Source organism: Clostridium sp. AF32-12BH (genome assembly GCF_003477935.1).
Classification (GTDB): Bacteria; Bacillota; Clostridia; order Lachnospirales; family Lachnospiraceae; genus Brotaphodocola.
On sequence record NZ_QUEH01000008.1, the window covers coordinates 176061 to 188698 of the forward strand.

Annotated in this window: 19 protein-coding genes; 13 read left to right on the forward strand and 6 right to left on the reverse strand. The window is 43.8% G+C overall.

Annotated elements, in window-relative coordinates; translation table 11 throughout:
- Positions 1-13: 13 nt before the first annotated feature.
- The 7 genes from DWZ40_RS10065 (at position 14) to DWZ40_RS19815 (ending at position 6342) form a co-directional block, all read left to right on the forward strand.
- Positions 14-787 (forward strand): response regulator, encoded by a 774-nt coding sequence (locus DWZ40_RS10065; protein WP_118542917.1) that lies wholly within the window; start codon positions 14-16, stop codon positions 785-787.
- A 126-nt stretch (positions 788-913) separates the two neighbouring features.
- Positions 914-2035, forward strand: a complete 1122-nt coding sequence (locus DWZ40_RS10070; RefSeq protein WP_118542918.1) for an ABC transporter substrate-binding protein — start codon at positions 914-916, stop codon at positions 2033-2035.
- A 79-nt stretch (positions 2036-2114) separates the two neighbouring features.
- Complete coding sequence (locus DWZ40_RS10075; RefSeq protein ID WP_118542919.1) at positions 2115-3794, forward strand: iron ABC transporter permease; 1680 nt, start codon at positions 2115-2117, stop codon at positions 3792-3794.
- A gap of 12 nt (positions 3795-3806) precedes the next feature.
- The gene (locus DWZ40_RS10080; protein WP_118542920.1) at positions 3807-4877 is read left to right on the forward strand and encodes an ABC transporter ATP-binding protein; all 1071 of its coding nucleotides are present in this window, start codon (positions 3807-3809) and stop codon (positions 4875-4877) included.
- A 10-nt stretch (positions 4878-4887) separates the two neighbouring features.
- Positions 4888-5589, forward strand: coding sequence for an MgtC/SapB family protein (locus tag DWZ40_RS10085; protein WP_243032081.1), 702 nt, complete (start codon positions 4888-4890; stop codon positions 5587-5589).
- A gap of 246 nt (positions 5590-5835) precedes the next feature.
- Complete coding sequence (locus tag DWZ40_RS10090; protein WP_118542921.1) at positions 5836-6171, forward strand: hypothetical protein; 336 nt, start codon at positions 5836-5838, stop codon at positions 6169-6171.
- On the forward strand, positions 6172-6342 hold the full coding sequence (locus tag DWZ40_RS19815) for a hypothetical protein (protein WP_195715012.1): 171 nt from the start codon (positions 6172-6174) through the stop codon (positions 6340-6342). It begins immediately after the preceding gene.
- 26 nt (positions 6343-6368) lie between these two features.
- Here DWZ40_RS19815 and DWZ40_RS10095 read toward each other — a convergent pair whose 3' ends face one another.
- Both DWZ40_RS10095 and DWZ40_RS10100 read right to left on the reverse strand, forming a co-directional pair.
- A complete protein-coding gene (locus DWZ40_RS10095) occupies positions 6369-6647 on the reverse strand; it encodes a hypothetical protein (RefSeq protein ID WP_118542922.1) in 279 nt (92 codons plus the stop codon).
- A gap of 4 nt (positions 6648-6651) precedes the next feature.
- Positions 6652-6879: a hypothetical protein gene (locus tag DWZ40_RS10100; protein WP_118542923.1), complete on the reverse strand. Its 228-nt coding sequence runs from the start codon at positions 6877-6879 to the stop codon at positions 6652-6654.
- 127 nt (positions 6880-7006) lie between these two features.
- On the opposite strand from DWZ40_RS10100, the gene DWZ40_RS10105 reads away from it, so the two are divergent.
- Positions 7007-7267, forward strand: coding sequence for a hypothetical protein (locus tag DWZ40_RS10105; RefSeq protein ID WP_118542924.1), 261 nt, complete (start codon positions 7007-7009; stop codon positions 7265-7267).
- Between the two features lie 279 nt (positions 7268-7546).
- On the opposite strand, the gene DWZ40_RS10110 is transcribed toward DWZ40_RS10105, so the two are convergent.
- Positions 7547-7984, reverse strand: a complete 438-nt coding sequence (locus tag DWZ40_RS10110; RefSeq protein ID WP_118542925.1) for a JAB domain-containing protein — start codon at positions 7982-7984, stop codon at positions 7547-7549.
- 406 nt (positions 7985-8390) lie between these two features.
- Between DWZ40_RS10110 and DWZ40_RS10115 the strand changes: the two genes are divergently transcribed.
- The 4 genes from DWZ40_RS10115 (at position 8391) to DWZ40_RS10125 (ending at position 10478) form a co-directional block, all read left to right on the forward strand.
- Positions 8391-8693, forward strand: a complete 303-nt coding sequence (locus tag DWZ40_RS10115) for an IS200/IS605 family accessory protein TnpB-related protein (protein ID WP_118542926.1) — start codon at positions 8391-8393, stop codon at positions 8691-8693.
- A complete protein-coding gene (locus DWZ40_RS19565; protein ID WP_182431711.1) occupies positions 8629-8787 on the forward strand; it encodes a hypothetical protein in 159 nt (52 codons plus the stop codon). Before DWZ40_RS10115 ends, DWZ40_RS19565 begins: the two co-directional genes overlap by 65 nt.
- 220 nt (positions 8788-9007) lie before the next feature.
- Entirely contained in the window at positions 9008-10018 is a 1011-nt protein-coding gene (locus DWZ40_RS10120) for a site-specific integrase (RefSeq protein WP_118542927.1), read from the forward strand.
- A 13-nt stretch (positions 10019-10031) separates the two neighbouring features.
- Positions 10032-10478, forward strand: a complete 447-nt coding sequence (locus tag DWZ40_RS10125) for a hypothetical protein (RefSeq protein ID WP_118542928.1) — start codon at positions 10032-10034, stop codon at positions 10476-10478.
- Here the strand turns inward: DWZ40_RS10125 and DWZ40_RS19295 are convergent.
- Both DWZ40_RS19295 and DWZ40_RS10130 read right to left on the reverse strand, forming a co-directional pair.
- Positions 10413-10832 (reverse strand): hypothetical protein, encoded by a 420-nt coding sequence (locus tag DWZ40_RS19295; protein ID WP_147353364.1) that lies wholly within the window; start codon positions 10830-10832, stop codon positions 10413-10415. The two genes, DWZ40_RS10125 and DWZ40_RS19295, sit on opposite strands and share 66 nt — an antisense overlap.
- Before the next feature lie 38 nt (positions 10833-10870).
- The gene (locus DWZ40_RS10130; RefSeq protein ID WP_118542929.1) at positions 10871-11197 is read right to left on the reverse strand and encodes a hypothetical protein; all 327 of its coding nucleotides are present in this window, start codon (positions 11195-11197) and stop codon (positions 10871-10873) included.
- A gap of 368 nt (positions 11198-11565) precedes the next feature.
- Here DWZ40_RS10130 and DWZ40_RS10135 point away from each other — a divergent pair, with 368 nt between their 5' ends.
- Entirely contained in the window at positions 11566-12159 is a 594-nt protein-coding gene (locus DWZ40_RS10135; protein ID WP_243032080.1) for a hypothetical protein, read from the forward strand.
- Positions 12160-12346: 187 nt separating this feature from the next.
- On the opposite strand, the gene DWZ40_RS20060 is transcribed toward DWZ40_RS10135, so the two are convergent.
- On the reverse strand, positions 12347-12638 hold a 292-nt coding region (locus tag DWZ40_RS20060), incomplete at its 5' end, for a response regulator (RefSeq protein WP_243035298.1).

Genomic DNA, 12638 nt, shown 5'->3' on the forward strand with positions numbered 1-12638 from the left:
GGAGATGGACATCATGTATAAACTGATGATTGCGGAGGATGAAGAACCAATCCGCCGGGGACTGGTTTACACGATTCCCTGGAAAAAAATGGATTGCTGTGTGGTTGGAGAAGCACGCAATGGAATGGAAGGCGCACAGCTGATCCGGGAAAAGCATCCGGATATCGTGCTGGTCGATATCAATATGCCGGTTATGGATGGACTGACGATGCTGCGGGAAACCAGAGACTGCTCTTATTCGGCCATTATCCTGACCGGATATTCCGATTTTGAGTACGCGCGCCAGGCCATAGAGTGCAGGGTAACGGCGTATTTGCTGAAGCCGCTCTGCCTGGAAGAGATTGAGGATGCGGTAAAGCGGGCAAAGGAAGCCAGAAAGATTGCAGAGGTTTATACTTCTACTCTGGAGAACAGGGAGCGCCTCAAGGAGGCATCGCCCATTCGTTCCTATGGAAAAAATGGGATGGAGACTGCAGTGGCAGCAGAAATGCTGGCCTATATTGAGCAAAACTACAGCCGGAAAATCTTGATGCAGGACCTGGTTTCAGAACTTCATTACAGTGAGACATTTTTAAACAAGCGGTTTAAGGAGTCTACCGGCATTACCTTCAATGAATATTTAAACCGATACCGCATTCAGCGGTCGCTGGATCTGATCGCAGGCGGAGAAACCAATCCTTCTGTCCTGGCAGAGTGCTGTGGTTTTGGGGATTACAAGTATTTTAACCAGGTATTCCGAAAATATATGGGCTGCTCGCCCCGTGAATATGCCAAGGCAATTCAGTGAAATAGAAAAACTGTTTGGGATTTTATCCAAATGAAATGGATTTTTGGTTTTTCTTTTATACATATTTGCTATAATTTGATTATAAGAAAGCTCGTGATAAAAAAACTGAAAAAGGAGGACGTATCTATGAAAAAACTACTCACTTCACTTCTCTGTGCATCCATGGCAGTTGGACTGAGTGCCTGCGGCGGAGGAAATTCTGTTCCGGCAACTACCGCAGCACCTGCATCCCAGGCAGAAAGCGCAGGAGAAACTTCTTCTGAGGCTGCAGAGGCCGCTGAAGCGCCGGCATCTTATGAGGATGTAACCGGAAAGGTTGTAATTTACACATCCATGTATGAAGACATCATTGATGCCATGAACGAAAAGATGGAAGAAGTATTCCCGAATGCGGACATTGAATTTTTCCAGGGAGGAACCGGAACCCTGCAGTCAAAGGTAGCAGCAGAGATGGATTCCGGAAAGTTAGGATGCGATATCCTGATGGTTGCAGAACCGTCTTATGCACTAGAATTAAAGGAAAAGGATTACCTGCATCCACATAAGATTCCGGACGCAGACAAGCTGCTGTTTGACTACGATCCGGACGGTTACTGGTATCCAGTGCGGAACTTAAATATGATCCTGGCATATAACCCGGAGAAAAACAGCAAGGACAGTCTCCCGACTTCCTTTGAAGATTTTGCAAAAGACAGTGATTTAAAGGGTGCTATTTCCATGGGCAACCCGTTAACATCTGGAAGCTCCTACGCAGCAGTGGTTGCGCTCCTGGACAAATATGGTGAAGATTACTACAAACAGCTGGCTGCACAGGAAGTAACCGTAGAGTCTGGTTCTGTTGCACTGACCAAGCTGGAAACCGGTGAGTGTAAAGAAATCATGATTCTGGAAGAATCCGTTTTAAAGAAACGAGAAGAAGAGGGTTCTCAGCTTGAAGTCATCTACCCGACCGATGGCGTAATCTGCATCCCGTCTCCGATCATGATCATCAAAGATGAGCACAGTGCCAACAACAATATTGAAGCATGTGAGGCAGTGGAAGACTGGTTCATGTCCCTGGAAGGACAGAAATATATTGTAGCAGGCTGGATGCATTCCGTTCGCAGCGATTATCCGAACGCACCATATGATGCAATTCCGACAAGCGAGATCGTTTCCAATTCCATGCCGATTGACTGGGAACGCTGCTACAAAGACCGCGAAGAAATCCGTACATTATTCCAGGAAAATGTAACGGTTCCACAGTAACAACACGAATGGATATCTGGTATGGGAGGGGCTGAATCAGCCCTTTCTGTCATACCTGGAGGGAAAGAAGGTGTGACACTTGAAAAAAGAGAGATATTTTGATATCAAGTGGGTGATCATTCTGGCCATTGTTGCATTTCTGGTCGTATTTCAGGTCTTCCCGCTGCTGTATCTGATTTACCGTTCCTTTTTTACGGACGGACATTTTTCCCTGGAAGGCTTTAAGCGGATCTATTCCTATTCCTTAAACTGGACCTGCCTGAAAAATACACTGATTACGGCCGGTCTGTCCATGGTGTTTGGTGTGCTTCTGGCATTCCCGTTGGCCTGGCTGGTGGGCCGCACGAATCTTTACGGAAAAAAAATTTTCCGAACCCTGTTCGTAACCACGTATATGGTTCCGCCTTATGTGGGAGCCATGGCCTGGCTGCGTCTGTTAAACCCCAGCGTTGGAACCCTGAATGTACTGATCCAGAATCTTCTGGGTCTGGAAAAAGCCCCCTTTAATATTTATTCCATCGGAGGCCTTGTCTGGGTACTGACAACATTCTATTATCCGTACGCGTTTATCACAATCTCCCGGGCAATGGAGAAGATGGATCCGTCTCTGGAAGAGGCATCCCGCATTTCCGGCGCATCACCGCTGAAGACTGTTTTCACGGTAACATTGCCGCTGATGTTTCCAAGTATCGTAGCTGCAGCACTTCTGGTTTTTGTATCAGCAGCGTCCTGCTATGGAATCCCGTCCATCATTGGAGCACCGGGACAGATTTACACCGTTACGACTCGAATCGTGGATTACGTGTACATCGGATCCCAGGAAGGCCTGACGGATGCGACGAACCTGGCGGTATTTCTGATGGCTATTGCGCTGATCATCCTGTACATATCCAATTTCGTGATTGGGAAACGTGAGTACATTACCGTATCTGGAAAATCCACCCGTCCGAACATTGTGGATCTGGGCCGCTGGCGGATTCCGGTTACAATCCTGGTAAGCTGTTTTGCAATGATCGTGGTCGTGATCCCGTTTGCATCGGTGGTTGCAACTTCCTTTACGGTAAATATGGGCAAGTCCCTGTTTGAGCCGGGCAATCTGACCTTAAAATACTGGCATGTTATCACATCACGAAAGTCAATCTTAAGCTCCGGACGGAATAGTATTATTGCTGCAGTCTGGGCAGCATCCCTTGGAATGATTGTCTGTCTGATCATGGCATATCTGCTGAAGCGGACCAACGCCAAAGGCAGAAAGATTCCGGATTTCCTGATCACCGTAGGTTCCGGAACACCCAGCGTTGTAATCGCGCTGGCGCTGATCATGACCATGTCCGGAAAATTCGGCATCAATATTTACAATACTATGCTGATCATGGTAATTGCCTACATGATCAAATACATGCTGATGGGCATGCGCACAGTGGTTTCGGCATTCTCACAGGTCAGCCCGTCGCTGGAGGAAGCGGCTCAGATCTCAGGCGCAAAGTGGCTGCGCCGGTTAAAGGATGTCGTGTTCCCGCTGATTGTTCCGTCTATTGTTGCCGGCTGGTTTCTGATCTTCATGCCATGCTTCTATGAGCTGACGATGTCAAACCTGCTGTATTCCAATAATACCAAGACGCTTGGCGTAGAACTGTTTCTTTATCAGACTTATCACAGCCAGCAGACTGCATCAGCGCTGGCATCAGGAATCCTTCTGGCTGTCATTGTCCTGAATATCCTGTTGGGCAAACTGACAAAGGGCAAGTTCTCTATTTAAGGAGGTTCTCATATGGCTGAAATTAAGATTGACAAGGTATCCAAATCCTTTGGAAAAGTAACGGTATTAAAAGAATTTGATTCCGTTTTTCGGGATGGAGAATTTATTACATTCCTTGGCCCGTCCGGCTGTGGAAAAACGACGATGCTGCGCATTATTGCAGGATTTGAAAAACCGACCACCGGATCTGTCAGCATTGATGGAAAGGTAGTCAGTTCCAAAGATGTATTCGTTCCACCGGAAAAACGCGGAATCGGCATGGTATTCCAGTCCTATGCAGTATGGCCCCATATGAATGTGTTTGATAATGTGGCTTATCCGTTAAAGATCCAGAAGGTTCCCAAGGATGAAATAAAAACCAGAGTGGAGAAAGTCCTTGAAACCGTGCATCTGAAACAGTATGCAGACCGGATGCCGGCACAGCTTTCCGGCGGCCAGCAGCAGCGCGTGGCCCTGGGTCGTGCCCTGGTTGCAGAGCCGAAGCTGCTTCTACTGGATGAGCCGCTTTCCAACCTGGATGCAAAGCTGCGTGAAAGCATGCGTTATGAGATTAAGGAAATCCAGAAAAAACTGCATATTACGGTAGTCTATGTAACACATGACCAGATCGAGGCCATGACAATGTCAGACCGGGTATTTATCATTAACCGGGGAATTGTTCAGCAGGTTGGCACTCCGCTGGAGATTTACCGTCATCCGGCGAACCAGTTTGTGGCAGACTTTGTAGGCAAGGTAAATTTTGTAAAAGGAACAGCAGAGCGCGGCATAGTGCGTTTAAAAGGAATCGACCAGTCCTTAAGTTACAACGGTCCGCTGACCGGGGATGTGATCGTGGCAATCCGGCCGGAAAATATCCAGCTGACAGAGGCAGAAGGACACCTGAGAGGAAAGCTTGCGTCCATGTTCTATCTGGGTGATGTGAATGACTGCCGTGTGGATATTGGCAATACGGAGCTGCGCGTGACTGCGGATTCCATGACCTACGACACGCTGCAGGCGGGAGCAGATGTGGGCCTGGTTCTTCAGGATTTCCTGGTTTATCCGGATGATGGAGATGAGGATTTTAACAAGATCTTGACCTAAGGAGGCGCCTATGGGATTTTTGACATTTGGCTCTCTGGGAACTATTTCCGGCCCGACGATGGTGCTGAGACTTTTTCTGGCGGGTTTTTGCGGTGGTGTGATTGGATATGAACGTGAAAACCGGCAGAAACCGGCAGGACTCCGTACCCATGTGATCATTGGCGTAGCATCTTCCCTGATGATCATCATTTCAAAATATGGATTTTATGATGTTCTGGCGAATCATATCAACGTGGATCCGTCCCGTGTAGCGGCCAGCGTGGTCACCGCGGTAGGATTTCTCGGATCCGGCGTGATTCTTACCAGGAATAAGACCGTCAGCGGTATCACGACATCGGCCGGAATCTGGGCCACCGTAGGGGTTGGTCTGGCCATTGGTTCCGGACAGCTTTTTCTGGGAGTCGTTGCGACGGGAATGATCCTACTCGTAGAACTATTTCTGGGGCGGAGTATCCGTTTCTCTCCATCAGGACCGAATGTGACCCGCATTACCGCGGAAATTTCCGGAGATCAGGCAGAACTGTCTGCCCTGAAAGAAAAAATTGAAGCCCAGAATTTTAAGGTTCGGCGTTTTGAATTTACACAAAAAGAGGGAGAACCCATTAAGGCTTCCCTTCTGGTTACTCCGCTGAAGGGCAGGAATGTGATTGATATTCCGGCACTTAAGGAAAGCTGGATTCTGTCACTGGAGGTGAAAGGCCGGCTGGTGTGACCTGTACCAATAAAAAGACATTGCACTGGCGGTATTTTCTACAGTGCGGTGGCTTTTTTGTGTTCGTTGACAAAATGGTTGTCAGTATTATCGTGAAAGAATGGAGACAGATTAGAAAGTGTGCTATACTAGGTTTCATAAAATATAGCTGAGTGAGAAAATGAAAAAATAGACAAATCCAAGCTGTGAAATAGGAGAGAAAGAACATGGCAGGCAGTCATACGCTGGAACAGGCGGTCCACCAAAATGCAGAGAACAGAATGGATCCCAATTTTAAAAGCACTGGGCAGAATCAGTGCGGACACGATCGCTGCGCCGATGAACCAGCCGCCATTTTCCCGCTCTCCGCTGGATGGCTACGCGGTACGGCATCAGGATCTGGAACTGGCGGGGAAAGACAATCCGGCGGTGTTGCAGGTAATTGGCTGCGTATGTGCCGGTGACCCACCGCAATATACAGTAGCGCCCGGACAGGCGGTGCGGATCATGACTGGAGCGCCGATCCCGGAAGGTGCCGACTGTGTAGTGCGCCAGGAAGATACTTCGGTAACCGGAGTACATACCGTTGCTGTGTTTCAATAATTGAAAGAATACCAGAATTACTGTTTTGCAGGGGAAGACATTGCCAAAGGACAGATTGTGCTGCAAAAGGGTGAAAATAATCACAGCAGGCATGATTGGGCTTCTGGCGAGTTAGGGAATCACGCAGATAAAGGTGCTGGAAAAAATCCCTTAATTTCCAGCCTGAAATAGCCCTAAATGCATCTCAGGCTGGAAATTTACATGTTATTGGCACCTTGAATCTGTGCTTCAGTCATACACATATCATGTTCTTTCGCAAATTTAAGAGCTCCCTTTAACCCTTTGGTTTTTTCTCCTTTCAAACCTTCGAATGCTACTTTTACATCTATCATATAGCAGTATTCTAAAAATCTTTTCATTGTCTTTTCCTTATGGCTGTTCTTAAATAATAATTCCCGTACAGACATCATATCTTCATGATAGAGAAGAATAATGATATCTCCATACCTGACTGCAAAATAGTATTCCGCTAACATTTGATCACTCCTCTTCAGGTTTACTGTGCAGGTATTGCATGATTTCTTCATAGCTCCGTCCGCTCTGTGCTATGGCATCCAATAGCTTTTTCTGACGAAGTGCATCCCGCTTATCTAACAGATCTTTTAATGTTGCTGCCGCAACATCATATCGCTGTTTTGCTTTCACCAGATCCTGCTGTGCTTTTTCAATTTTAGTATCCAGCAGTTCTGCGTTTATTTCACGTGCCATATTTACCGCCTTTCTTTCTGAATGTTTGAATTCTTATGTCGCAGGCAGAAATTCACCTGCCGGGAATATGATTATAATTTCCAAAGTGGTGGAAATCCTAAATTTTAAATGTCAGGAGGAATATTTGATGAACTATATTATTATCGTTGCAGATTGTGACTGCATCGTTTCATTCTATTCATTTTGTGGAACAGAAAAAGATATGCTTAGTGTGCTGAAGAAAAAAGCAGAGGAACGCCGACAGATACTTGCGGAACATGTAACCGGTATTGAATATGATGAATTTACTTCTTCCTGGCACATTAATATTCTTAGTGATAATCTGGAAGTGACAGAAAGTATCGTTGCAAAACCAGTAGACTTAATCGAAAGTCTTAAAGCCAAGTAGAACATGTGATAAAACAAGAGAAGGTGAAAATCCAGATGTCACAGTGATTGCACCACATAGAGAGGTCAGTTTAAATGCGGATAACCCCTCTCTACTTCCAACTATTCGTTAAACCAGTGTTTAGCGAATAGTTATGAACCACTATCCTATCGTGATTTTGGGTATGTCAATGTAGGTAACTTCCTAACACAGCAAAAATCCGTCAAAAAGATTTCCGATCATCCTGATTCATCCAGGCTTCACAGTTATTCACAACTTTTCAGTTTTCTGCAGTTTGCTTTACGCATCCATTTCTTCCTGATCTAAACCTATGTCGATTAACGATACACCTGGGTTTTCCTTTTTCATGCTGTAAAATGTATCCTCACCGATGATTACATGATCCATTAAGCAGATTCCTAATATTTCCCCGTCCCATGCAATCTGGCGTGTTAATGTAAAATCTCCGTCCGACGGTTTTGGTACTCCGCTTGGATGATTATGCGCAACCGCGATGGCCACCGCATTGGCCACAATCGCACCTTTGAATACGTTCTTGATCTCTACATTGCATTCATAGCTTCCCCCGATTGCTATAATTTCCACACCAATCGGATGCAGCTTCATATTGAGATACAGAACCACAAACTGTTCTCGGTCCAGCCCATCAAAAACCGGCTTTATTACTTCCACAATTTCTTCCGGAGCTGCAATGCCGGTCACTCTGCGCTCTTTCATTAAATCACGATCTTTTTCCAGCCGGACCCTGTATAGACTGATTCTCTGTGTATTTTTTTTGCTTTTTCCCCTTCGTCGCCTCTTCTCCCCATTATGTTTTAGCAAGCATCATTCTTTCCAACTGTAGCTATTTCTGCATTTCATAGCTCATGTCTTATCATCTTCATAAGTGATTGTCTATTATCTGTAGGAAAATAATCTTCCAACAATGATGATCAGGAATATGGATGGAACTGCTTGTATTCATGCGTATGCTTTCACTTATAATTATATTATAGGCAGATTACATGTTTTTTCCAATCTTTTTCTAACTTTATGGTCATTTTTCTGTATTCGTAGAATATTTTCCATATAATGTTTACGTTTACTAAGTAAACGTAAACATTATTTACATTCAGTTCTTTAGATGACACGATATATCACGAACTATTGTATTCATACGGTTGTAATTGGAGATATAAAGGGGATTCGTAAAGAGAGAAACCTGGGGAGGAAAACCAACCAGAAGCTTCACAGTCTGCCATATGCCCGTATCTATATGCAGTTAGAATATAAGCTTAAAATGAAAGGGATTTGCCTGATAAGACAGGAAGAAAGCTATTCCAGTCAATGTCCGCCGCAGTCAGAAAAAGTATCGCACATTTATGCAGAGAAAAGAAATCGAAAAAAAGCGTGGCATCTGCATTGTAGATGCAGTAGGAGCTTATAATATTTTGAGAAAGTATCATGCCGTATCCGGTAAAGAAATTGATATGCCCGTAACCGGGCTGAGCAGTACAAAAACAATAAAAGTAGCTGTGTAACCCATCTGGGTAGCAGTACGGGTGTCATGGACGCACCTCTGAAGCTACGGAGCTATGCTTCGTAATCAGATGCTCGGTAATTCAATTGCCGATGTAGTTCACTACGCATCTGGCACTATTTGTTCGAATATATGTTCCACTTTCGTTGATTTCAATTCTTTCTCATAGTATAATAAATCTATACTAGGACTGTATCATCACCCGATTTGAGGAGGATTTCATGCAAATATCCGAAGAAATATTCCAGAATATTTTAGAGCAGCCGGATCCAGTAGATTTATCACGGCTTACTCCCTATTGCTCCGACTTTACACTGGATGCATTTTCTCAATACCGTAAACATTTCAAAAATACGAGAACAGCGAATGAATATGCCTATATGTTTGCTGATTTTTTCAACTTACTGAAAAAGGACATTCAGCAGATATCTGCAGAGGATGTGCATTATTACTTTTCTTCTGTGCGCGATAAATATTCCACTCATTCCTTATGCACACGGATCCGTGCATTGCGAGCATTTGCACGGTATTTAGATGCAGAAGCCTGCAACGACACGGATGATGTCGATATGGTAGTCCCAGATCTTCAACGTGAGGAGCCTGCAGAAATTTCAGATACTGGAAGATTTTCCGGACTCTTTCCAGAGTTTTCTTTCGAATGTGAACAGCCACTTGTTGTTGGGATAACCATGCGGGATATCGACCGCGTATTATCTACACTTATGGATGAACAGAATGTAACCTTGTTTGCAATTATTTCACTGGTTCTTCGCACGGGCTTAACAACGGAAGAAATTTGTGGCTTAAAAATCCAGCAGCTGGTTACCAATGGCCAGACTGATCAGTGTGGGATTATGATTTTGGGAATCAGGAACCGTTTTATCAAGGTTCCATCTGACCTCTTCTCACTGCTACTACTGCTTTCCGAGCAAACATACAATGAAACAGGTAATCTTTTTCTAACCAGACTCAAGCAATGCCCATTTACTCAGCGCAACTTGTTATTGGAAATCAAAAAGGCCTGCCTGCGGGCCGGAGTTCGTCCTTTCACGCTGCAGCAGCTCCGTAATTTTTCCATTCTTTTAATGCTGCGCAGCCACGCCCCTGAAGAGGTGGTATCAGACTATGTTTCAACAGACTCCAGATGGATGACCAGATACAAAGAGGCTGCGCCGAGCCTAAACGCTGCCCCTTGTGATTATGTAGCCTTATCCTTGCGATATAATAGCTAGGAGGAAATGAAGTGTGAACCGACTGCCCTTTTTCAAAAGAAAACAAAAATCAAATTCATTTGAGCAGCTCTTAACTGCAACTGCTGTAAAGTCGACTGCCATTAATATAGATTTTATCCGGTCTCACATTGAGCGCGGCCTGCGGCAGTGGCTTTTCGCCCAATTAAAACAGGATATTGATCTGCTGCCGGATGCTGCCTTGACAGAAAAGTTTTTCTACGAATCACAGGATTATATCATTAGGGGATTATATGGTTTCCCCGCTATTCGTTCAATCCAGGAAATTGAATTGACAGATGCTTCATTTAAAGATTATGATAACTCCTGTTTGCACTCCATTACTAGCATCCAATTTGTATTTCAATATACTGTAAAAGCATCCCGTACTTATACCCTACGCTGCACGGCTGTAAATAGCACAAGGTTTGGTTGGCAGATCAACCAGGTCACCCAGATTTAGGATAATAAGCGAGAATCCTCGGTTATTCAATTGCCGAGATGAAAGCGTCTGAAACGCAAGCAAAATCGAAAATACGTTCGATTTTGCTTGCGTTTCTTTCCATGTAACACTATCTATACTATCGACTCCTAAGTTGCCAACATGTACAACTAATTTATTGTAATATGGATTTACAGTTATTGGAATCAAATTAGGAACTCTTGTTGTAGATGTATTATCTTCTGTATAAGTAATCTCTGGCAAGAAGCGTGAATCTACTGGTTTCTCATTTGCGGCAAAAGCTGTGATGTTGGAAGATACTATCATTACAGCGACCAAAAAGAAACTTACAAAATGTCTAATGAATTTCTTCATACTTTTCCTCCTTTTCATATTAACTCAAAGCTACGGTATTATATTCCGCAGATAGTGAAGCATTCTTCTGTTTCAAAACATACTTGAACCCAGTTGTCAATTTCAGCAATAATTTTAAAACTACATGGAAAATCTTTTTTCGTTACTTGCTTCACATTATTCCACTCGCTTGGAATTACTGTTGTGACTCCAAAATAAGAGAAATGATTTAAACAAATATTAAAAATTTTTTCCAGTTCCATCTGCTGAAATAAATCTTCTGGAATATAGAGAGAATCCTCCAACCAATGTGTCCCAGAAAAAGTCCCTTTCATAAACTCGAATACATCATGCTCTGTAAGTTTATTCTTTGTAAGTAAATTCAATGGGATCCCCTTCTTTCTGAACTATCCTTTTGTATAAATTACACAACAAATAACTATAAAAAGCAATTTATTTCTACTTATTTTTAGAGTATTTTTAGAGTATTTAGTGGTAAGATTTTTATTATTCGCTTACTTTACGGAATAGTGCGGCTGCTGCCTATCAAATTCTTGTGTGTTACTCTACCGCACATGAGCATTCCCAGCCGGATTGTAACTGGGGATGGGACTCCCATCGGGAATGTTATTTCTTCGGCTACCACCTCTACATGTATGTGGCCTCCGATTCCCATAGTGACCTTCCCGTATTCCCTCTTTTAGAGCGTGCTTCCCGGCATGATATGCTTTCTTTTCTGCATTCTTTTTTCTCCATGAAAGCATACCTTCCGGAGTTCCGTATTGAAAAACTCCTTCTGGATTCCGCCCATGACGCTTATGCTGTCTATGAGTACTGCAGACAGAAAAATATCACTCCCTTTATCGACCTTAATCCCGGACATACCGGACATTTCACTTATAAGGACGATTTCACCATTGATGAGGACGGCGTCCCGATCTGTAAGATGGGCTTACATATGCATAAAGACGGATATGAGGCTTCTAAGCACCGGGCGAAATACCGTTGTCCAAAATCAAATCGGACACGTGGCTGCTTCTGTGAGCATCCCTGTTCACCTGCAAAATACGGAAGAACCGTACACATTTTTACGGCAGATAATCCAAGATTATTTAACATACCGCCAAGAGACAGTAAAGCATGGAAAAAGGAATATGATGGAAGTACTTCCGTAGAACGCTCCAACAAGCGTGAGAAAGAGGACTATAAATTAGAAGACGGCAGACACCGCTCTACAAGGATGTGGTACTGCCGCCTCTATGGCATCATGATTCTACAACATCTTGATGCCTGGGAAATGCCATCTATCGAGGCATTTCAAGAATCATTATTAGGATTGACCGCCTAATAATGATATATTAAGCGATTCCATAAGATTTTTCAAGGCATAGTACCAGCTATGTCCAATGTTTATGTTCATTTTTCTCAAATTTCTTTTTCTACACGATATTCAGTTGTCAATTTTCAGTTAGAACCTCATTCGTTGAGTTTCCGAAAAGTTATATTTCATCGCTTATTTAACACTGCCCTATCAATTATTTCACCAATTTATGAATTACTTTTATCAGTAATTCCACATCAACAGGCTTAGCAACATGTTCATCCATCCCTGCTTCTTTTGCTTTTATTCTGTCCTCCGTGAACGCATTTGCTGTCATTGCAATGATCGGTACCTCCTTTGCATCCTCTCTGTCCAGAGACCTAATCATCTTTGTAGCTTCATAACCATTCATTACCGGCATCATAATGTCCATAAGAATGACATCAAATTCACCAGGTTCACTTTTTCTGAACAGCTCAACCGCTTCCTGCCCATTCCACGCTTTA